The 21,481-nt window shown below is 68.0% G+C and carries 20 protein-coding genes and 1 tRNA gene; 16 read left to right on the forward strand and 5 right to left on the reverse strand.

Going from position 1 to position 21,481, the window contains the following annotated elements; all coding sequences use genetic code 11:
- Positions 1-55 precede the first annotated feature (55 nt).
- The 14 genes from def (at position 56) to WT24_RS01960 (ending at position 12,900) form a co-directional block, all read left to right on the forward strand.
- Positions 56-559 (forward strand): peptide deformylase, encoded by a 504-nt coding sequence (gene def, locus WT24_RS01895; protein ID WP_006477461.1) that lies wholly within the window; start codon positions 56-58, stop codon positions 557-559.
- A gap of 34 nt (positions 560-593) precedes the next feature.
- Positions 594-1,577 carry a methionyl-tRNA formyltransferase gene (gene fmt, locus WT24_RS01900; protein WP_060030771.1) on the forward strand — a complete coding sequence of 328 codons (984 nt, stop codon included), beginning with the start codon at positions 594-596 and terminating at the stop codon, positions 1,575-1,577.
- Positions 1,578-1,697: 120 nt separating this feature from the next.
- On the forward strand, positions 1,698-2,339 hold the full coding sequence (locus tag WT24_RS01905) for a LysE family translocator (RefSeq protein ID WP_060030774.1): 642 nt from the start codon (positions 1,698-1,700) through the stop codon (positions 2,337-2,339).
- Between the two features lie 100 nt (positions 2,340-2,439).
- A complete protein-coding gene (gene htpX, locus WT24_RS01910; protein WP_006485774.1) occupies positions 2,440-3,297 on the forward strand; it encodes a zinc metalloprotease HtpX in 858 nt (285 codons plus the stop codon).
- 250 nt (positions 3,298-3,547) lie between these two features.
- A complete protein-coding gene (gene rsmB / locus WT24_RS01915) occupies positions 3,548-4,939 on the forward strand; it encodes a 16S rRNA (cytosine(967)-C(5))-methyltransferase RsmB (RefSeq protein WP_060030814.1) in 1,392 nt (463 codons plus the stop codon).
- Positions 4,936-5,526, forward strand: a complete 591-nt coding sequence (locus WT24_RS01920; RefSeq protein WP_059501434.1) for a DUF4390 domain-containing protein — start codon at positions 4,936-4,938, stop codon at positions 5,524-5,526. Before rsmB ends, WT24_RS01920 begins: the two co-directional genes overlap by 4 nt.
- Positions 5,516-7,930 (forward strand): sensor histidine kinase EsaS, encoded by a 2,415-nt coding sequence (gene esaS, locus WT24_RS01925; protein ID WP_059501431.1) that lies wholly within the window; start codon positions 5,516-5,518, stop codon positions 7,928-7,930. Before WT24_RS01920 ends, esaS begins: the two co-directional genes overlap by 11 nt.
- On the forward strand, positions 7,931-8,632 hold the full coding sequence (gene esaR, locus WT24_RS01930; protein WP_006495385.1) for a response regulator transcription factor EsaR: 702 nt from the start codon (positions 7,931-7,933) through the stop codon (positions 8,630-8,632).
- A gap of 60 nt (positions 8,633-8,692) precedes the next feature.
- Positions 8,693-8,768: transfer RNA gene (locus tag WT24_RS01935), tRNA-Phe, on the forward strand.
- 351 nt (positions 8,769-9,119) lie between these two features.
- Complete coding sequence (gene queC, locus WT24_RS01940; RefSeq protein ID WP_059501429.1) at positions 9,120-9,854, forward strand: 7-cyano-7-deazaguanine synthase QueC; 735 nt, start codon at positions 9,120-9,122, stop codon at positions 9,852-9,854.
- Between the two features lie 76 nt (positions 9,855-9,930).
- Positions 9,931-10,563, forward strand: coding sequence for a 7-carboxy-7-deazaguanine synthase (gene queE / locus WT24_RS01945; protein WP_060030777.1), 633 nt, complete (start codon positions 9,931-9,933; stop codon positions 10,561-10,563).
- An 18-nt stretch (positions 10,564-10,581) separates the two neighbouring features.
- Positions 10,582-11,034, forward strand: coding sequence for a 6-carboxytetrahydropterin synthase QueD (queD, locus tag WT24_RS01950; RefSeq protein ID WP_027785754.1), 453 nt, complete (start codon positions 10,582-10,584; stop codon positions 11,032-11,034).
- Between the two features lie 331 nt (positions 11,035-11,365).
- Positions 11,366-12,151 carry an HpcH/HpaI aldolase/citrate lyase family protein gene (locus tag WT24_RS01955; RefSeq protein ID WP_060030780.1) on the forward strand — a complete coding sequence of 262 codons (786 nt, stop codon included), beginning with the start codon at positions 11,366-11,368 and terminating at the stop codon, positions 12,149-12,151.
- Positions 12,148-12,900 carry a tetratricopeptide repeat protein gene (locus tag WT24_RS01960; RefSeq protein WP_060030783.1) on the forward strand — a complete coding sequence of 251 codons (753 nt, stop codon included), beginning with the start codon at positions 12,148-12,150 and terminating at the stop codon, positions 12,898-12,900. The genes WT24_RS01955 and WT24_RS01960 overlap by 4 nt, the downstream gene beginning before the upstream one ends.
- A 66-nt stretch (positions 12,901-12,966) precedes the next feature.
- Here WT24_RS01960 and rodA read toward each other — a convergent pair whose 3' ends face one another.
- From rodA to WT24_RS01985, 5 genes are all read right to left on the reverse strand, one after another.
- On the reverse strand, positions 12,967-14,115 hold the full coding sequence (gene rodA / locus WT24_RS01965; protein ID WP_034208688.1) for a rod shape-determining protein RodA: 1,149 nt from the start codon (positions 14,113-14,115) through the stop codon (positions 12,967-12,969).
- An 11-nt stretch (positions 14,116-14,126) separates the two neighbouring features.
- A complete protein-coding gene (gene mrdA / locus WT24_RS01970; RefSeq protein WP_059501426.1) occupies positions 14,127-16,412 on the reverse strand; it encodes a penicillin-binding protein 2 in 2,286 nt (761 codons plus the stop codon).
- A gap of 101 nt (positions 16,413-16,513) precedes the next feature.
- On the reverse strand, positions 16,514-17,026 hold the full coding sequence (gene mreD / locus WT24_RS01975) for a rod shape-determining protein MreD (protein ID WP_059501424.1): 513 nt from the start codon (positions 17,024-17,026) through the stop codon (positions 16,514-16,516).
- A complete protein-coding gene (gene mreC, locus WT24_RS01980; RefSeq protein ID WP_060030787.1) occupies positions 17,023-18,072 on the reverse strand; it encodes a rod shape-determining protein MreC in 1,050 nt (349 codons plus the stop codon). Before mreC ends, mreD begins: the two co-directional genes overlap by 4 nt.
- 138 nt (positions 18,073-18,210) lie before the next feature.
- On the reverse strand, positions 18,211-19,254 hold the full coding sequence (locus tag WT24_RS01985) for a rod shape-determining protein (protein ID WP_004189550.1): 1,044 nt from the start codon (positions 19,252-19,254) through the stop codon (positions 18,211-18,213).
- A 367-nt stretch (positions 19,255-19,621) separates the two neighbouring features.
- On the opposite strand from WT24_RS01985, the gene gatC reads away from it, so the two are divergent.
- Positions 19,622-19,921: an Asp-tRNA(Asn)/Glu-tRNA(Gln) amidotransferase subunit GatC gene (gene gatC / locus WT24_RS01990; protein ID WP_006485929.1), complete on the forward strand. Its 300-nt coding sequence runs from the start codon at positions 19,622-19,624 to the stop codon at positions 19,919-19,921.
- Positions 19,922-19,990: 69 nt separating this feature from the next.
- A complete protein-coding gene (gene gatA / locus WT24_RS01995) occupies positions 19,991-21,481 on the forward strand; it encodes an Asp-tRNA(Asn)/Glu-tRNA(Gln) amidotransferase subunit GatA (RefSeq protein WP_059791080.1) in 1,491 nt (496 codons plus the stop codon).

Consider the following 21,481-nt stretch of genomic DNA (forward strand, 5'->3'; position numbering starts at 1 on the left):
CGCCAGCCGGCCGGATGGCCGATGCGGCACGCCGCTTCACCGAATACCGAACGCCATGGCTTTGCTCAATATTCTTCATTACCCCGACAAGCGGCTGCACAAGGTCGCCAAACCCGTCGACAAGGTCGACGACCGGATCCGCAAGCTCGTCGCCGACATGGCCGAGACCATGTACGCGGCGCCGGGCATCGGCCTGGCGGCCACGCAGGTCGACGTGCACGAGCGCGTGATCGTGATCGACGTCTCCGAGGAGAAGAACGAGCTGCGCGCGTTCATCAACCCGGAGATCGTGTGGTCGAGCGACGCGAAGCAGATCTATGAAGAGGGGTGCCTGTCGGTGCCGGGCATCTACGACGAAGTCGAACGCCCCGACCACGTGCGCGTGCGCGCGCTCAACGAGCAGGGCGAGACCTTCGAGCTCGACTGCGAAGGCCTGCTCGCCGTGTGCGTCCAGCACGAGATGGATCACCTGATGGGTCGCGTATTCGTCGAATACCTGTCGCCGCTCAAGCAGACGCGTATCAAGACGAAGATGAAGAAACTCGAACGCGCGATGTGATGCGCGTACTCCCAGCCCGACCCCGAACGCTGTCATGACCCATACGTTGCGCGTGATTTTTGCCGGCACGCCGGAATTCGCCGCGGCTGCCCTTGCCGCGATCCACGAGGCCGGTTTCCCGGTGCCGCTCGTGCTCACCCAGCCCGATCGCCCGGCCGGCCGCGGGATGAAACTCCAGGCGAGCGCCGTGAAGCGCTACGCGGTCGAGCACGGGATGACCGTCGCGCAGCCGCCGTCGCTGCGCCGCGCGGGCAAGTATCCGGCGGAGGCGGCCGACGCGATCGGGCTGCTGCGCACGACGCCGCACGACGTGATGGTGGTGGCCGCGTACGGACTGCTGCTACCGCAGGAGGTGCTCGACATCCCGCGCGCCGGCTGTATCAACATCCACGCGTCGCTGCTGCCGCGCTGGCGCGGCGCCGCACCGATCCATCGCGCGATCGAAGCCGGCGACGCCGAGACCGGCGTCACGCTGATGCAGATGGATGCCGGCCTCGACACCGGTGCGATGATCGAGGAGGCGCGCATCGCGATCGCGCCCGACGATACGACCGCGACGCTGCACGACCGGCTCGCCGCCGACGGCGCGCGGCTGATCGTCGACGCGCTCGTGCGGCTCGAGCGCGACGGCACGCTGCCGGCGACGCCGCAGCCGGCCGACGGCGTGAGCTACGCGGAAAAGATCGGCAAGCACGAAGCGGCGCTCGACTGGCGCAAGCCCGCCGACGTACTCGCGCGCCAGGTGCGTGCGTTCGATCCGTTCCCGGGCGGCGTCGCGACGCTCGACGGTGCGGCCATCAAGCTGTGGGCGGCCGAGCCCGTGGCGGCGCGCGGCGATGCGGCGCCCGGCACGATCGTCGAGGTCGCGCCGGAAGGCGTGGTGGTCGCATGCGGCAGCGGCGCGCTGCGCGTCACGCAGTTGCAGAAGCCGGGCGGCAAGCGGCTGCCCGCGCGCGAATTCCTCGCCGGTTCGCCGCTCGTCGCAGGCCAGCGTTTCGCGCTGCCCGACGTCGACTGACACGGCCTCAGCGTCATTCGACCGGATTCGCCGGCCCCGCGCAACTGGCCGGACGGCCGAGTCGCGCGGGGCCGCAGGCACGCGTAGAATTTCCCTGCGCTTTCCGGTTTCGAGGTTTTCATGTTCGGCATCGTCCATTTCGGCTTCTTCGTGCTCGCGGTTTTCCTGCTGAACATCACGCCCGGCCCCGATACGGCCTACATCATCGGCCGCAGCGTCGCGCAGGGGCGCGGCGCGGGGTTGATATCGGCGTTCGGTATTTCGGCCGGCTGCTGCGTCCACGCGCTCGCATGTGCATTCGGCCTGACCGCGCTGCTGGCGGCGTCGGCAACCGCGTTCACGGTGATCAAGCTGGCCGGCGCCGCATATCTGATCTATCTCGGCGTGCGGATGATCGTCGCGAAGCAGGCCGCCGCGCCGTCGGGCGCCGAAGCCACGCAGGCCGCGGCCGCCAAGCCGCTGCGCCAGCTGTTCATGCAGGGTTTCTGGACCAACGTGCTGAATCCGAAGGTCGTGCTGTTCTTCGTGTCGTTCTTCCCGCAGTTCGTGTCGGCCGACAGTCCGCACAAGGCTTGGGCATTCCTGACCCTCGGCGCGGTGTTCGTCGCGATGAGCACGGTCTGGACGAGCCTCGTCGCGTGGGTGGCGGGCAGCGTCACGCAGCGCTTTGCCGGCAAGCCGGGCGTCAAGAAGTGGCTCGACCGCACGGTCGGCAGCGCTTTCGTCGGCCTCGGCCTTCGGCTTGCGAGTTCGCAACGCTGAGATTGAATTTTTCCGGCGAGACCTTATCTAACAAATCGCTTACAATTTTCCGCTGTGCGCTGTGATGCGCGGCGGGTCCCCTGACGGATAAGGAGTGGGTATGTTCAATTGGGTCAAAACGGCGATGCTGATGGCCGCGATCACGGCCCTGTTCATCGTGATCGGCGGGATGATCGGCGGCTCGCGCGGCATGACGATCGCGCTGCTGTTCGCGCTCGGCATGAATTTCTTCTCGTACTGGTTCTCCGACAAGATGGTGCTGCGCATGTACAACGCGCAGGAAGTCGACGAGAACACGGCGCCGCAGTTCTACCGGATGGTGCGCGAGCTGGCCACGCGCGCGAATCTGCCGATGCCGCGCGTCTACCTGATCAACGAGGACGCACCGAACGCGTTCGCGACGGGTCGCAATCCCGAGCACGCGGCGGTTGCCGCGACGACGGGCATCCTGCGCGTGCTGTCGGAGCGCGAGATGCGCGGCGTGATGGCGCACGAGCTCGCGCACGTGAAGCACCGCGACATCCTGATCTCGACGATCACCGCGACGATGGCGGGCGCGATTTCGGCGCTCGCGAACTTCGCGATGTTCTTTGGCGGACGCGACGAGAACGGCCGGCCGGCCAACCCGATCGCGGGTATCGCGGTCGCGTTGCTCGCCCCGATTGCGGGCGCCTTGATCCAGATGGCGATTTCGCGGGCCCGCGAGTTCGAGGCCGACCGAGGCGGCGCGCAGATTTCCGGCGATCCGCAGTCGCTGGCCACCGCACTCGACAAGATCCATCGCTATGCGGCGGGCATCCCGTTCCAGGCAGCCGAAGCGCATCCGGCCACCGCGCAGATGATGATCATGAACCCGCTGCACGGCGGTGGCCTGCAGAACCTGTTCTCGACGCACCCGGCCACCGAGGAGCGCATCGCGCGCCTGATGGAGATGGCGCGCACCGGCCGCTTCGATTGATGCCCCGGCGTACCGCGCGCGGCCGTTGCCGTGCGCGGGCCGCTCCGCCACCCCGCATGCTTCGCGCTGCGGGGTGTTTCATTTGCGCGCGCCGTAAAGGGGCCAAAGGGGGCGGCATGACCGCACGCTACAATGCGCGGTTTGGGATCGCAGGGCCATGTGGCGGCCGCGATCCCGCCGTTTGCCGCCGCCGCTTGCCGCATTTGTTTGCCGCACCCGATTGCGGCGCTTGTTTGCCGATTCCGCACCGATGACACGACCCCGTTTTTCCGCTCCGACTTCTTCCGGCCGCCCGGCGCGCCTGTCTGCGCTGCACCTGTCGCCCGATTCGCTCGGCTTCGCGCTCGACGCGGCCGCGCAGGCGGTCGATGCGGTGCGACGCGGCACCGCGTTGCCGGCGGCGCTGTCGGCGGTGTTCGCGCAGATGCCGCCCGGTGCGCAGGCGCTCGCGCGCGGTGCGGCCCAGGACGTCGCCTACCGGACGATGCGCCGCCTTGGCAGCGCGGACTGGCTGATCGGCAAGTTCGTCGGCAAGGCGCCGCCCGCGCACGTGCACGCGGTGCTCGCCGGCGCGTTCGCGCTGCTGCTCGACCCGGCGGACGAGGCCGCGTACCCGGCGTTCACGGTGGTCGACCAGGCCGTCACCGTCATCGGTGCTCGGCGCGAATTCGCGTTCGCGAAAGGGATGGTCAACGCGGTGCTGCGCCGTTTCCTGCGGGAGCGCGACGCACTCGCCGCGGCGATGCAGGACGATCCGGTCGCGCACTGGAACTACCGCGCGTGGTGGGTCGATGCGGTGAAGCGCGCATGGCCGGACGCGTGGCAGGCGATCCTCGCGGCCGGCGAGCGTCAGGGGCCGTTGACGCTGCGCGTGAACGCGCGTCGTGCGAGCGTCGATGCGTATCTCGACACGTTGCGCGCAAGCGGGATCGACGCGACCACGATCGGCCGGCATGCCGTGCGGCTTGCATCGGCGCTGCCGGTGGATCGCATTCCGGGATTTGCCGACGGCGTGGTGTCGGTGCAGGACGCCGGTGCGCAACTCGCGGCCGAATGGCTCGGCGCGCGTGACGGCATGCGCGTGCTCGACGCGTGCGCGGCGCCCGGCGGCAAGACCGGCCATATTCTCGAGCTCGCCGATGCGGACGTCGTGGCGCTCGAAAGCGACGCGACGCGCGCGGCGCGCATCGGCGAGAATCTCGTTCGCCTGTCGCTCGCAGCGAGCGTGTGCGTCGGCGACGCGGGCACGCCGGACGCGTGGTACGACGGGCGCCCGTTCGATCGCATCCTGGCTGACGTGCCGTGCTCGGCGTCCGGCATCGTGCGGCGGCATCCCGACATCCGTTGGCTGCGCCGCGAGGCCGACATCCCGGCGCTCGTCGCGGAGCAGCGTCGCATCCTGTCGGCGCTGTGGCCGCTCGTGAAGCCGGGCGGCGAACTGCTTTACGTGACCTGTTCGATCTTTCCTGAGGAAGGCGAATGGCAGGCCCGCTGGTTTGAAGCGGCCTGCGAAGATGCGGTACGATTGGACGCCCCTGGCCAACTGCTGCCGGGCGGCGTGCAGGGGCGGGCGGCCGCCGGCGCACTCGACCAGAACATCGATCACGACGGATTTTTCTACGCGCGGTTTCAGAAACGGTGACGATCAAACACCTTTTTCCATTTCGGCTCGCGGCCGTCTTGCTGGTCGCGTTGACGCTGTGCCTGGTCGTCGTCCGGCCGGCGCATGCCGAATCGATCGCCGTGCAGCGCGCGTCGCTTCAGTCGGACGGAAGCGGCTGGAGCCTGGACGCGCGTTTCGACTTCGAGCTGAATCCGAGCCTCGAGGATGCCGTCAACAAGGGCATCCCGCTTTACTTCACGACCGACTTCGAACTGAGCCGCGCGCGCTGGTACTGGTTCGACGAGCAGCCGGTGGCGGTCACGCAGACGATCCGCCTGTCGTTCCAGCCGCTCACGCGCGAGTACCGCGTGTCGACGGGCGGCCTGCAGCTTGGCTTCCCGTCGCTGAAGGATGCGCTCGCGGTGGTTCGTCACATCACGTCGTGGCACGTGATCGACCGCAACCAGGTGCGCGCGGGCGAAACCTACACGGCGTCGGTGCGGATGCAGCTCGATACGGCGCTGATGCCGAAGCCGTTCCAGGTCGATGCCGTGAACAATCGCGACTGGACGCTCGGGTCGGACTGGAAGCGCTTCAACTTCACGGTGACCGAACGTGCTAAATAAAGTACGCCGCGCGGCCAGCGGGAAGAGCCTCCTCATCCGCGTGATCGTCTCGACCGTCGCGCTGACCGCGCTGCTGTTGCTCGTGCTGCTCGCGGCTGCGAGTGCGAACACCGAATTCTTCGACCGCTACTACTCGTGGCTGTACGCGACGAACATCGTCGTCGCGCTCGTGTTCCTGCTCGTGGTGCTCGGGCTGATCGGGATGATCGTCGTGCGCCTGAGGAAGGGCAAGTTCGGCACGCGGCTGCTCGCGAAGCTCGCGGTGTTCTTCGCGCTCGTCGGCGTGGTGCCGGGCGGGATCATCTACGTCGTGTCGTACCAGTTCGTGTCGCGCAGTATCGAATCGTGGTTCGACGTGAACGTCGAGACGGCGCTGACGGCCGGGCTGAACCTCGGCCGCGGGATGCTCGATGCGTCGCTGTCCGATCTGCAGACGAAGGCGCGGCTGATGTCCGACCAGCTCGCGAGCGTCGATGCGAACACGAACGGCACGACGCTCACGCTGCTGCGGCTGCGCGACCAGTTCGGCGTGCAGGACGCGACGATCGTCGAGCCGAGCCGCGGCGGCTCGGGCGCGGCGCCCGACCTTCACATCGTCGCGCAGGCGTCGGGCAATTTCGCGGCGCTGATTCCGGACGACCTGCCGACGCCGCTGATGCTGAGCCAGGCGCGCGAACACGGCGCGTATGCGGCGATCGAGGGCGAAGTCGACGGCGACCCGCGCGCGCATGGCGCGAAGGGCGCGCTGCGGCTGCGCGTCGTGCGGCCGATTCCCGATGCGACGACGTCGCTGCTGCAGCCGGCGGAGCGGTTCCTGCAGCTCACGCAGCCGGTGCCGCCGACGCTCGCGCACAACGCGGACGCCGTGCAGCGCGCGTACCGCGAGTACCAGGAAAAGTCGCTCGGCCGCACGGGCCTGCGCAAGATGTACATCGGCACGCTGACGCTCGCGCTGTTCCTCGCGACCTTCATCGCGATGATGCTCGCGCTCGCGCTCGGCCAGCAGCTCGCGCGGCCGCTGTTCCTGCTCGCGCAGGGCACGAAGGAGATCACGGAAGGCGACTACACGCCGAAGCGCGAGATCAAGACGCGCGACGAGCTCGGCTTCCTCACGCAGTCGTTCAACGCGATGACGCGCCAGTTGTCCGAGGCGCGGCTCGCGGTCGAGAAGAACCGCATCGCGCTCGAGCATTCGAAGACGTATCTCGAGAGCATCCTCGCGAACCTGACGGCCGGCGTGTTCGTGCTCGACCGCCAGTTCCGGCTGACGACGGCCAATCGCGGCGCCGAGCGGATCTTCCGGCAGCCGTTCAACTCGCTGATCGGTACGACGCTCGACCGGATCGGCGTGGCCGCCGGGTTCGGCGCGATGGTGCGCAAGGCGTTCGCCGATCGCGAGGCGGCGTCCGACGGCGGCAGCGGCGATCGCGGCCACTGGCAGCAGCAGTTCGCGATCGAGGTGCCGGGCGAAACCGAGCCGCTGACGCTGCTCGTGCGCGGCACGCGTCTCGTGTCGACGGTCGAGGGGCAGGCCGACGATCCGCAGACGTCCGGTTACGTCGTCGTGTTCGACGACATCTCCGACGTGATTTCCGCGCAGCGTTCGGTCGCGTGGGGCGAGGTCGCGCGGCGGCTCGCGCACGAGATCAAGAATCCGCTGACGCCGATCCAGCTGTCGGCCGAGCGGCTGCAGATGAAGCTGTCCGACAAGCTCGCACCGCACGACGCGGACGTGCTCAAGCGCGGCGCGACGATGATCGTGAACCAGGTGGCCGCGATGAAGCGGATGGTCGACGATTTCCGCGAATACGCGCGCACGCCGCCGGCGGTGCTCGCGAACCTGCAGTTGAACGAACTGGCGAGCGAGGTGCTCGGGCTCTACGGCGTCGGCGAAGGCAAGAGCGCGATCGTCGCCGAGCTCGCGCCGTCGCTGCCGGTGATTCGCGGCGACGCGACGCAATTGCGCCAGGTGATTCACAACCTGCTGCAGAATGCGCAGGATTCGGTCGCGGAGTCCGCGCATCCGCGTGTGTTGATCGAAACCAAGACAGTAGAATATGGCGACCCCGACGCCGAGGGCAAAACGCGCGTCGCGGTACGTCTGACCGTGTCCGACAACGGGCCCGGTTTTCCGGCACGCATCCTGACGCGCGCGTTCGAGCCTTACGTGACGACGAAGGCGAAGGGCACGGGGCTCGGGCTGGCCACGGTCAAGAAAATCGTTGACGAGCACGGCGCGCGGATCGATCTGCGCAATCGCATGCACGGCGAGACCGTCGAGGGTGCGCAGGTGTCGATCCTCTTCCTGCAGATGGCGAGCGATACGCCAGGCGCCGAATCCGGTGCACAGGACGGGGCGACTCCCGCCAAGACAAAAGCAAGTGAGCAGACAAAGGCAGCGTAAATGGCAACCATCCTGGTGGTAGATGATGAAATGGGCATCCGGGAATTGCTCTCGGAGATCCTCAGCGATGAAGGACATGTCGTCGAGGCGGCGGAGAACGCGCAGGCCGCGCGGGAATACCGGCTGAATCAGGCGCCCGATCTCGTGCTGCTCGATATCTGGATGCCCGATACCGACGGCGTCACGCTGCTCAAGGAATGGGCGGCGCAGGGGCTGCTGACGATGCCCGTGATCATGATGTCCGGGCACGCGACGATCGATACCGCCGTCGAGGCGACCAAGATCGGCGCGCTCGATTTCCTCGAGAAACCGATCGCGCTGCAGAAGTTGCTGAAGTCCGTCGAGCACGGCCTCGCACGCGGCGCGGCGCCGGTGTCCGCGAACGCGGCGGCGAAGGCGGGCGGCGGGCAGGCCGCGGGGCCGGCGGCGGTCGCGTCGGCGGCGGCGCTGCCGACGCTCGGCGACGACATGGCGTCGGCGCTCGGCCTCGCAGGCCAGACGGCCGCGATCCCGTTCGACATCCCGTTGCGCGAAGCGCGCGATGCGTTCGAGCGCGCGTACTTCGAATATCACCTCGCGCGCGAGAACGGCAGCATGACGCGCGTCGCGGAGAAGACGGGCCTCGAGCGCACGCACCTGTATCGCAAGCTCAAGCAGCTCGGCGTCGAGCTCGGCAAGAAGCCGTCCGAAGGCGCGCTGTAAAATATTTTGCGAAAGCACTTGCTCGGGGGCGAATAGCTCGATATACTTTCATTCTTCGTTGGCCCGGTAGCTCAGTTGGTAGAGCAGCGGATTGAAAATCCGCGTGTCGATGGTTCGATTCCGTCCCAGGCCACCAGCATTTAAAACCCCAAGAATCGGAAGGTTCTTGGGGTTTTTCGTTTGTGGTGGGTATTGCGTGCCGTGGGCGGTGGGCCCGGCAGCATTCGCCGGAGCATGATAAAATCCGTGCCCGCTCAATGACTTAGCGCATCGCTTCATGCGCATGGTAGGCCGCCCGCAGTGCGCCTGCCGTGGCGCGCGGCAACGATGCCGCGCGATGAGCGGTATAAGCGCGCCGCCGCATTCGCGGCCGACCGCGCTGCCTATACTGGTCGAGCCGGCGCAGGCCGGCCGCGTCGGGCCGCCCGGCGGCAGCCGGCCTCGGGGCGCAGTGCGACGCGAGCCTACACATTCACGGAGTATCACGGTGATTCGGACAGACGCTAAAGACGGCGCGCTCGTGTTGTTTTCCGGCGGGCAGGACTCGGCCACGTGCGTGGCATGGGCCCTCGAACGCTACCAGACAGTCGAGACGCTCGGCTTCGATTACGGTCAGCGCCATCGCGTCGAACTCGAGTGTCGCGAAGGCGTGCGCGAAGCGCTGAAGCGCAAGTTTCCCGCGTGGTCGGACCGGCTCGGCGACGATCACATGATCGACCTGTCGGTGCTCGGCGCGATCAGCGATACCGCGATGACGCGCACGATCGAGATCGAGACGGCGGCAAACGGCCTGCCGAACACGTTCGTGCCGGGCCGCAACCTGATGTTCATGACGATCGCCGCCGCGATCGCCTATCGCCGCGGGCTGCGCGTGCTGGTCGGCGGGATGTGCGAGACCGACTTTTCGGGCTATCCGGACTGCCGCGACGACACGATGAAGGCGCTGCAGGTCGCGCTGAATCTCGGGATGGATACGCGCATGGTGCTCGAGACGCCGCTGATGTGGCTCGACAAGGCGCAGACCTGGCAGCTCGCCGAACAGCTCGGCGGCGAGGCGCTCGTCGAACTGATCCGCGTCGAGACGCACACGTGCTACGTGGGCGAGCGCGCGGAACTGCACGACTGGGGCTTCGGCTGCGGCGAATGCCCGGCCTGCAAGCTGCGCAAGCGCGGCTACGAGGCTTACCTGAAGGGCGAGCGGGTGACCGAAGCGCCGCTGTGACGCGGCTGCGCGGGCAGCGCTTGATGGACTAACAGATTCTGATCGACAACGAGCGGCGCAAGCCGGACGAAGCACGATGACTTACGCGGTCAAGGAAATTTTCTACACGTTGCAGGGCGAGGGCGCGAATGCGGGCCGGCCGGCCGTGTTCTGCCGGTTCGCCGGCTGCAACCTGTGGTCGGGCCGCGAAGAGGATCGTGCGGAGGCCGTGTGCCGCTTCTGCGATACGGACTTCGTCGGCACCGACGGCGAGAACGGCGGCAAGTTCAAGGACGCCGCGGCGCTCGTCGCGACGATCGCCGGCCGGTGGCCGGAGGACGAAGCGCACCGCTTCGTCGTCTGCACGGGCGGCGAGCCGATGCTGCAGCTCGACCAGCCGCTCGTCGACGCGCTGCATGCGGCGGGCTTCGAGATCGCGATCGAGACCAACGGTTCGCTGCCGGTGCTCGAATCGATCGACTGGATCTGCGTGAGCCCGAAGGCCGACGCGCCGCTCGTCGTCACGAAGGGCAACGAACTGAAGGTCGTCGTTCCGCAGGACAACCAGCGGCTGGCCGACTACGCGAAGCTCGATTTCGAGTATTTTCTCGTGCAGCCGATGGACGGCCCGTCGCGCGACCTCAACACGAAGCTCGCGATCGACTGGTGCAAGCGTCATCCGCAGTGGCGGCTGTCGATGCAGACCCATAAATATCTGAACATTCCCTGAGCCACGGCTTTTGACATCGTGCTGATTACCCGAAAACTCGAATTCGACGCGGGCCACCGCATTCCCGATCACCGCAGCCAGTGCAGGAACCTGCACGGCCATCGCTACGTGCTCGAAATCACGCTGCGCGGCGATCTCGTCGATACCGAGGGGGCGCCCGACCGCGGCATGGTGATGGATTTCGCCGACGTGAAGGCGCTCGCGGTCGAGCATCTCGTCAGCAAGTGGGACCACGCGTTCCTGGTCTATGCGCGCGACGAGGTCGTGCGCTCGTTCCTCGAGCAGATGGCCGACCACAAGACCGTCGTGCTCGACCGGATCCCGACCGTCGAGAACCTCGCGGCGATCGCGTTCGACCTCCTCGCGAACGTGTACGACGCGCACTACGGCGTGAACCTGCGCCTCGAGCGCGTGCGCCTGTACGAGACGCCGAACTGCTGGGCCGACGTCGAGCGCCAGCCCGGCCGCTGACCCTGCCCTCCCGCGAGGCAGCCCCGCCGTCCAGCGTGGGCCGCCTCGTCGCTGCCGCCGCCGGCTCGCCTTCCTCCGCGCCGTGCCGGTACGGCTTCCCCGTCAGTTCCCGCATCGAGCACCCCGCCGCGCTATGATCGTCGTGCGGCACCGGAAAACGCTCGCGTGAGCGATTTCGCGGCCCGCGCTGTCAGATCGGCCGGCCCGATCCGACTCACGTTCTCCGGCGCGCGATCCGCCGCCGCCATGCTTCGATTGCCCGGCGGCGCGCGTTTCGCTTCGCCTGTTGCTTGTCCCGTTCGATTGCCGTTCCGTTCCGGAGGCCGTATCGATGAGCACGCTCACCAATTCCCTCAAACAACGCCTGCGCGACGGCGACGAGCCGCTGTACGGCCTGTGGCTGTCGCTCGGTAGCGACTCGGCCGCGGAAGCGCTCGCGCATGCCGGTTACGACTGGCTCTGCATCGACATGGAGCATGCGCCGAACGACAGTCGCGACGTGGCGTCGCAACTGCGCGCGCTCGCCGCGGCGCACCTGCCGAGCGAACCGGTCGTGCGCGTGCCGGCGCGGGAGCCGTGGCTCGTGAAGCGCGCGCTCGACGCCGGCGCGCGCACGCTGATGTTCCCGTGTATCGAGACGCCCGACGACGCCGCGCACGCGGTGCGGCTCACGCGCTTTCCGTCGCCCGAATCGCCCGACGGGCTGCGCGGGGTCGCAGGCATGGTGCGCGCGGCGGCGTTCGGCATGCGCCGCGACTACCTGCAGACGGCGAATGCGCAGGTCGCGGTGATCGTGCAGGTCGAATCGGCACGCGGCGTCGACGAAGTCGAGCGGATCGCGGCGACGCCCGGTGTCGATTGCCTGTTCGTCGGCCCGGCCGATCTCGCGGCGAGCCTCGGGCATCTCGGCGATATCCGTCACCCGGACGTCGAAACCGCGATGGCGCGCGTGCTCGCGGCCGGCAAGCAGGCCGGCGTCGCGGTCGGCATCTTCGCCGGCGACACGGCGGCCGCGCGCCAGTATCGCGAGGCCGGTTACCGGATGATCACGGTGTCGGCCGACGTGAGCTGGCTGCTGCGCGCGACGCGGCAGGCGTTGCAGGAGGTGCGGTCATGAACGGCGCAGACGGTGGGTGCCGCCGGCGCGCGCGGCTCGGGGCGATGGTCGGCCTGTGGGCCGTGTGTGCGGCGGCCGTCGCACAGGGCGCACCGCAAGCGAAGCCCGATCCGTCGCACGAGACGCAATCGGCGGTCGCCGACTACAACGCCGGCGACTATCGCGCGGCGCTGGTGCAATTCCACGATGCGGCCGAGCGCGGCGATCGCCTCGCGCAGTTCAACTACGCGATGATGCTGCTGACGGGGGAAGGCGTGACGGCGAACGTCGACGAAGGGCTGCGCTGGTTGAAGCGCGCGGCGGACGCGAACATGTCGCATGCGCAGTACGTATACGGCCGGATGTTCGACGACGGCGAGTTCGTCGCGCGCAACCCGGCCGAAGCGCATCGCTGGTTCCTGCGGGCCGCGAAGCAGGGGCACGTGCAGGCCGAGCTGTCGCTCGCGAACCAGTTCCTCGACGGGCGCGGCACGCCGCGCGACAACCGGCAGGCGTTCGCGTGGTACAAGCAGGCCGCCGACGCGGGCGAGCCCATCGCGCAGTACGTGACCGCGTCGTTCTACGAGCGCGGCGGCGACGGCGTCGCGCAGAACCTGAACATCGCACGCGCGTATTACGCGGCGGCAGCCGCGCAGGGCGACGAGACGGCCGAGCTGAAATTCAAGGAGTTGAGCGCGCGGCTGAAGGCGCCGATGCCGGCGTCGGGTGCCGGCGCGGAACAAGGCAAGCCGCACGCGCCGACGCAGTAAGTACCCGCGCCCAATGAAAACGGCGCCGGAGCGCCGTTTTCGTGTGCCGCGGTGCGGGCCGCGCGCTCAGCTCTTCATCAGCCGCCGCTGCCGCCCGACGCTCATGATCATCCCGATCGCGATGCCGAGCGTCGTGAGCGCGGTGCCGCCGTAACTCATGAACGGCAGCGGCACGCCGACGACCGGCAGCACGCCGCTCACCATCCCGATGTTGACGAATGCGTAGACGAAGAATGCGAGCGTGAGCGAGCCCGCGAGCAGCCGGCCGAACAGCGTCGCGCCCTGCGCGGCGATGTAGAGCCCGCGCGCGATCAGCGCCATGTACAGCGTCAGCAGCACGAGGCCGCCGGCGAGCCCCCATTCCTCCGAGAACACCGCGAAGATGAAGTCGGTGTGTTTCTCCGGAATGAATTCGAGGTGCGCCTGCGTGCCTTTCAGGTAGCCCTTGCCGAGCACGCCGCCCGAGCCGATCGCGATCACGGCCTGGATCGTGTGGAAGCCCTTGCCGAGCGGGTCGGACGTCGGATCGAGCAGCGTGCACACACGGTGCTTCTGGTAATCGTGCATCAGCGGCCACTGCACTTCGGGCTGGCAGATGCGCTCTTCGAACACGGCGATCGAGCCGACCGCGATCACGCCCGCGACGAGCACCGGCACGATCAGCTTGAACGACAGGCCGGCGAGGTAGATCACGAAGAAGCCGGCCGCGAACACGAGCAGGCCCGTGCCGAGGTCGGGCTGCTTCGCGATCAGCCCGACCGGCACCAGCAGGATCCCGAACGCGGCGACGAAGTCGTACCAGCGCAGCCCGCCTTCGCGACGCTGGTAGTACCACGCGAGCATCAGCGGCGTCGCGATCTTGAGGATTTCCGACGGCTGGATCACGACGCCGACGTTCAGCCAGCGCTTCGCGCCCTTCTTGGTCATCCCGAACAGCGCGACGGCGATCAGCAGCGTGACCCCGAACGTGTAGAGCGGGACCGCGAAGCGCATCAGCGTGGTTGGCGGGATGTTGGCGATCACCCACATCAGCACGAACGTCAGCAGGATGTTGCGCAGCTGGTCCTCGACGCGGCCCGGCACGTCGATCGACGCGCTGTACAGCGTGACGATGCCGACGCACAGCAGCAGGAACACGATGAGCGCGAGCGGGCGGTCGAACCCCGCGAACATCTGCTTGATCTTGTCGAGCCAGGCGCGCTTGTCGAATTGCATGCCTTTCTCCGTCAATGAGCGGTGCCGGCGTCCGCCGCTTTCGCGGGGGCCGTCGCACGGTGGTTGTCGTCCCGCGGCGCGGCGACGAGCGGTTGCGCGTCGCTCGCGGGCCGGCGCGGCCGGTGCGGGCGCCGGATCGGCGGCAGGCTTGCGGCCATTGGCGCCGCGGCGCTCGCGTCGGCCGGCGGCGTGGCAGTGGCGCCGGCGCCGGCCGTACCGGAGGCCGCCGATGCGGCCGATGCCGCCTCGGCCGCGCTGGCCGCCGACGGCACGACCGGCTGCGGCAGCGCGGTGAAGCCGGCCGCGATGGTGGCGGGCTTCGAGGTGTCGCCGACCACGGGCGCGCTCACCGGCTCGGTGGCCGACGCCGCGGCGGCCACGGCCGCAGCTTCGTTTTTCGGGTTCTGGCGCTCGACGAGATAGTAGTCGAGCACGCGACGCGCGATCGGGCCGGCGGCCTGGGCGCCCCAGCCGCCGTTTTCGACGACCAGCGCGACGGCGATCTGCGGGTGGTCGACCGGCGCGTACGCGATGAACAGCGCGTGGTCGCGCAGGTGTTCGGCGAGCAGGTGGCCCTTGTAGTTCGAGCCCTGCAGCGAGAACACCTGCGCGGTGCCGGTCTTGCCGGCAGCGAGGTACGGCGCGCCGCGGAACACCTTGTACGCGGTGCCGGACGGGTTTTCGATCACGTTCTCCATCCCGCGCTTCACGACGTCGATGTCGGCCGCCTTCAGCGGGATCACGTCGCTTTCCTTCGGCACGGTCAGGTGGCGCGCGCGCGAGATCGGATCCTCGACTTCCTTCACGAGGTGAGGCTTCATCACGACGCCGTTGTTCGCGAGCGTCGCGGTCGCGTGCGCGAGCTGCAGGATCGTGAACGAGTTGTAGCCCTGGCCGATCCCGAGGCTGATCGTCTCGCCGTCGAACCACTTCTGCTGCGCGGCCTTCTTGAATGCCTTCTTCTTCCAGTCGGTCGACGGCAGGATCCCGCGCGCCTCGCCCTGGATGTCGATACCGGTGATCTGGCCGAAGCCGAACGGCTTCATGAAGTTCGCGATCGCGTTCACGCCGAGGTCGCGCGCGAGCATGTAGAAGTAGGTGTCGTTCGACACCATGATCGCCTTGTTCATGTCGACCCAGCCCTGGCCCGAGCGCACGTCGTTGCGGAACGTGTGGCCGCCGAACGTGAAGTAGCCGGGATCCTGGAAGCCCCAGCCCGGCGTGCGCTTGCCGAGCGTCAGGCCGGCGAGCGCCATGAACGGCTTGTACGTCGAGCCGGGCGGGTAGGTGCCGTGCAGCGGGCGGTTCAGCAGCGGCTTGTCGGGCGAGTTGTTCAGCTCGTCCCAGGTCTGCTGGTCGATGCCGTCGACAAACGAATTCGGGTCGAAGCTCGGCGACGACACGAATGCGAGCACGTCGCCCGTCTTCGGCTCGATCGCGACGAGTGCGCCGCGCTTGCCCGCGAACGCCTGCTCGGCAACCTGCTGCAGCCCGATGTCGAGCGACAGCACGAGGTTGTTGCCGGGCGTCGCCTGCGTGCGCGACAGCGTGCGCACCGGCCGGCCGCCGGCCGTCACCTCGACTTCCTCGAAGCCGGTCAGCCCGTGCAGCTCGGTTTCGTAGCTCTGCTCGACGCCGATCTTGCCGATGTAATCGGTGCCCTTGTAGTTGTTCGCGTCGCGGCGCGGATCGTAGTGTTCCTGGTCGCTGTCGTTGTCGTCGCTCATCGCGTCGATGCGATCCTGGTCGCGCTTCGAGATCCGGCCGATGTAGCCGATCACGTGCGCGGCCGTCATGCCGAGCGGGTACTGGCGGAACAGCCGCGCGCGCACGTCGACGCCGGGGAACCGGAAACGCTGCGCGGTGAAGCGCGCGACTTCCGCGTCGGTGAGGCGCGTACGGATCGGCAGGCTCTCGAAGTTCTTCGAGTCTTCCTGCAGCTTCTTGAAGCGGCGGCGGTCGCGTGCGTCGATCGGGACGATCTCGGACAGCTTGTCGATCGTGTTGTCGAGCGTGTCGTCGAGCTTCGACGGCGTGATCTCGAGCGTGTACGCCGAGTAGTTCTTCGCGAGGATCACGCCGTTGCGATCGGTGATGATCCCGCGGTTCGGCACGATCGGCGCGACCGAGATACGGTTTTCCTCGGCCTGCAGCGCGTATTTGCCGTGCTGCATCAGCTGCAGGTAGAAGAAGCGGCTCGCGAGCAGCCCGAAGCAGACGAACACGAACACGCCCGCCGCCGCGACGCGCAGGCGGAACCTCGAGAGCTGCTGTTGGGTGTCGTTGAATTCGGTCATTTAAGGGCAATCTGGCCCGCGCGCAGGCGCAGGCGAGGTGCCGCCCCGGAGCGCGGCGCGCGGCGGGCGTGGGGGCGGCGGGTATTCAAGGTCGGTCCGGCTCAGATCGGGCGCGTATCGTCCGGGTCGACCGGGCGGCGTTGCGGCATCAGCAGCAGATGGCTCGCGATCGGCCACAGCGCGGCTTCGACGAAACCGTCGACCAGATAGCGCCAACCGGGGAACGCGGCGCCCATCATCAGGCGGATCACGAACGGGACGAGCTGCGCGCCGACCAGCAGCGGCGTGACGTACAGCACCTGCACGCCGATCGGCATCCACAGCACGCGGCGGTGGATCGTGATCGCGCCGTACGACAGCAGCGTATAGGCGAGCGCGTGCTCGCCGAGCAGCCCCGCGTCATGCACGTCCATCAGGATGCCGAGCGCGAACGCGACGCCCATCCCGACCTTGCGCGGCTGGTGGACGTTCCAGAACAGCAGCACGAGCGCGACGAAATCGGGCACGCCGGGCAGGCGGCCCCACGGCATCAGGTTCAGCAGGAACGCGGCGGCGAGGCTGAAGACGATGAAGTACGGATTGACCGGCTGCAGGATGTATTGCGGGCGGTTCATCGCTGGGCTCCCGATTGCCCGGCGGCGGGCTTGGCCGGCGCGGCGGGGGCGGCCGGCGCCGGTTTCGCAACGGCGGGCTGGGCCGCGGCGGCCGGTTTCGCATTCGCGTCGGCCTTCTCGGCTTTCTCGGCCTTCGCGGCGGCTTTCGCGCCCTTCTTGCCCTTCGCGTTCTTGTCGGCGGCGGGATCGGGCTCGGCCGGGCGCGGCGGGATGTCGTTCCGGTAATGCAGCACGAGCATCTGGCGCGCGCCGCGCACGGCCGCGACCGGTGCGCACGTCACGCGGGCGAACGCGGTATCGGCGAGCTTGTCGACGCGCACGACCTTCGCGACCGGCAGGCCGGGCGGATAGACGCCGTCGAGGCCACTCGTGACGAGCTCGTCGCCGGCGACGAGATCCGCGCTCGTCGGCACGAAGCGCAGGTCGAGCGAATCGCCCTTCGGCGTGCCGTAGATCACGCTGCGCAGGCCGGTGCGCAGCACCTGCACGGGAATCGCGAGATCGCGGTCGGTGACCAGCGTGACTTCGGATTGCAGCGGGAACACGCGCGTGACCTGGCCGACCACGCCGTCCTCGCTGACGACGGGCGAGCCGTCCTGGATGCCTTGCTGCGAGCCTTGCCCGACCACGATCTTCTGCGTGAACGGATCGCTCGTGTCGTACTGGATCTCGACCGGCGTCGATTGCGTCGCGATGTGCTGGCGCAGCTCGAGCACCGCGCGCAGGTGCGCGTTTTCCTGCGCGAGCACGGCGGCCTGGTTGGCCTGCGTGGACAGCTGCAGGTTGCGCTTGCGCAGGTCGTCGTTCTCGTGGCGCAGCGACGCGCCGGTGACGGCGATGTCGGCCGCGCCCATGAACAGGTCGCGCGGGACGAGCGCCGCGCGTTGCAGCGGATAGAGCACGGTGCCGAGCACGCCGCGGACGATTTCGAGCGTGCTGAAGCGCGCGTCCGACACGAGGAGCGCGATGGCGAGGGCGACGAAGAAGATGAGCCGCGCGAGCGCGGGCGGACCTTGCTTGAAGAGGGGCGGCGGACTGTATTCCATGGTCGGCGCCGGGCGCGTGTGATCGGTTAAATAATGCTCAGACGCGCAAACGGCGCGGCGGTTCGTTCTGAACGAGCGATCCGGCCACGCCGCGGGTGCGTCATATCAAACGGGACTGCCTAGGCGATCACTGGGCGATCACTCGTACGAGAAGATGCTGCCCAGCTTGTCCATGCGCTCGAGCGCCATGCCGGAGCCGCGCACGACGCAGGTCAGCGGATCTTCCGCGACGAGCACCGGCAGGCCGGTTTCTTCCGCGAGCAGGCGATCGAGGTCGCGCAGCAGCGCGCCGCCGCCCGTCAGCATCATCCCGCGTTCGGCGATGTCGGCGCCGAGTTCCGGCGGCGTCTGTTCGAGCGCGATCTTCACCGACGACACGATCTGGTTCAGCGGATCGGTCAGCGCTTCGAGAATTTCGTTGCTGGAGATCGTGAAGCTGCGCGGGATGCCTTCCGAGAGGTTGCGGCCCTTCACTTCCATTTCCTTGACTTCGGAGCCCGGGAACGCGGAGCCGATTTCCTTCTTGATCGCCTCGGCGGTTTGCTCGCCGATCAGCATCCCGTAGTTGCGGCGGATGTAGTTGACGATCGCCTCGTCGAACTTGTCGCCGCCGACGCGCACCGAACCCTTGTAGACGATGCCGCCGAGCGAGATCACGCCGACTTCGGTCGTGCCGCCGCCGATGTCGACGACCATCGAGCCGGTGGCTTCCGACACCGGCAGGCCCGCGCCGATCGCGGCCGCCATCGGCTCCTCGATCAGGTAGACCTGCGATGCGCCGGCGCCGTGTGCGGCTTCCTTGATCGCGCGGCGCTCGACCTGGGTCGAGCCGCACGGCACGCAGATGATGATGCGCGGCGACGGCGAGAACATGCGCGACTCGTGTGCCGTCTTGATGAACTGCTTGATCATCTGCTCGGTGACGGTGAAGTCGGCGATCACGCCGTCCTTCATCGGGCGGATCGCCTCGATGTTGCCCGGCACCTTGCCGAGCATCTGCTTGGCTTCCTTGCCGACCGCCTGGATCGTCTTCTTGCCGTTGGGGCCGCCTTCCTGGCGGATCGACACGACGGACGGCTCATCGAGCACGATGCCCTTGCCGCGCATGTAGATCAGGGTGTTTGCGGTGCCGAGGTCGATCGCGAGATCGTTGGAGAAGTAGCTGCGCAAAAAACCGAACATTCAGAATCCTGTTTCGCTCTGGGCCGGCCCTGCATAGCGAGCGCTGAGGGCGGCAGCGGAAAAAATAACAGCCTCGGGAAGCGTGGCGGAAGCGGCCGCCGCGGCGCACGAAGCTGCGAGTGATGTCTACCGGGGATCGCACGAAGCACGCACGGCTTGCCGAAGAGGGGCGAAACGGTGCGGGAAAAGGCTGCCGGGTTTGGGTCGAACGCGTAATGATACCTTATAATTTCTCGGTATTTGAATCGAAACGGGCGGTATTTTTGCCGCTTCGGCCCCGATTTTTGAGGGTGGGATCGCACCCTCCAACCCCCCGCCGCAGTGCTGCTTTCGACGCACTGCGCAGTCTTGTTTTTCCGGTGATCGCATGGCCCTGACCCTGACCGATGTGAAACGCATCGCGCACCTGGCGCGACTCGAAATGGCCGACGCCGACGCCGAGCACATGCTCGGCCAGCTCAACGAATTCTTCGGCCTCGTCGAGCAGATGCAGGCGGTCGACACCGCCGGCATCGCGCCGCTCGCCCACCCGATCGAACAGATCCAGGAAGTCGCGCAGCGCCTGCGCGACGACGCCGTGACGGAAGTCGTCGATCGCGACGACAACCAGCGTCCGGCGCCGGCCGTCCAGGACGGCCTCTATCTCGTGCCGAAGGTGATCGAGTAAGCATTCGATGACAAGCGCGCCGGCCGTCCGGCGCCGCGCGCCACCCAGAATTCCCAGGAAAACCACTCAATGCACGCAAAAAGCCTGACCGAACTGCGCGCCGCGCTCGCCGCCAAGGAATGCTCGGCCGTCGAGCTCGCGCAGCACTATCTGAAACGGATCGACGCCGCGCGCGACCTGAACGCGTTCGTCCATGTCGACGCCGACCTCACCCTCGCGCAGGCGAAAGCCGCCGACGCCGAACTCGCGCGCGGCGCGGGCGGCGCGCTGACCGGCCTGCCGATCGCGCACAAGGACGTCTTCGTCACGCGCGGCTGGCGCTCGACCGCCGGCTCGAAGATGCTCGCGAATTACGAGAGCCCGTTCGACGCGACCGTGGTCGCCCGCCTGCAGGCGGCCGGCATGGTCACGCTCGGCAAGACCAACATGGACGAGTTCGCGATGGGCTCGTCGAACGAGAATTCCGCGTTCGGCGCGGTGAAGAACCCGTGGGACACGAACGCGGTGCCGGGCGGCAGTTCGGGCGGCAGCTCGGCCGCCGTTGCCGCGCGCCTCGCGCCGGCCGCGACCGGCACCGACACCGGCGGCTCGATCCGCCAGCCCGCGTCGTTCGCGGGCGTGACGGGCATCAAGCCGACCTACGGCCGCGTGTCGCGCTACGGGATGATCGCGTTCGCGTCGTCGCTCGACCAGGGCGGCCCGATGGCGCAGAGCGCGTCCGACTGCGCGCTGCTGCTGAACGCGATGGCCGGCTTCGACGAGCGCGACTCGACGAGCCTCGAGCGCGACGACGAGGATTTCACGCGCCACCTCGGCCAACCGTGGGCGCCGGGCAACGACGCCGCGAAGCCGCTTGCGGGGCTGCGCATCGGGCTGCCGAACGAGTATTTCGGCGACGGCCTCGCCGACGACGTGCGCGCGGCGATCGACGCGGCGCTCAAGCAATACGAAGCGCTCGGCGCGACGCTCGTGCCGGTGTCGCTGCCGAAGACGGAACTGTCGATCCCCGTGTACTACGTGATCGCGCCGGCCGAGGCGTCGTCGAACCTGTCGCGTTTCGACGGCGTGCGCTTCGGCCACCGCGCCGCGCAATACGGCGATTTGCTCGACATGTACAAGAAGTCGCGCGCCGAAGGCTTCGGGCCTGAAGTGAAGCGCCGGATCCTGGTCGGCACCTACGTGCTGTCGCACGGCTACTACGACGCGTACTACCTGCAGGCGCAGAAGATCCGCCGCATCATCGCGAACGATTTCCAGGAAGCGTTCAAGTCCTGCGACGTGATCATGGGCCCGGCGTCGCCGACGGTCGCATGGGATCTCGGCGCGAAGGGCGACGATCCGGTGGCGATGTATCTCGCCGATATCTACACGCTGTCGGTGAGCCTCGCCGGCCTGCCCGGCATGAGCGTGCCGTGCGGCTTCGGCGCCGGCGCGAACGCGAAGCGCCCGGTCGGTCTGCAGATCATCGGCAACTATTTCAACGAAGCCCGGATGCTGCAGGTCGCCGACGCGTTCCAGCGCGCGACCGACTGGCACAAGCAAGTTCCGGCGGGGGTGTAA

Origin of the sequence: Burkholderia sp. MSMB1078WGS, from assembly GCF_001528895.1 — a bacterium.
Taxonomy (GTDB): Bacteria; Pseudomonadota; Gammaproteobacteria; order Burkholderiales; family Burkholderiaceae; genus Burkholderia.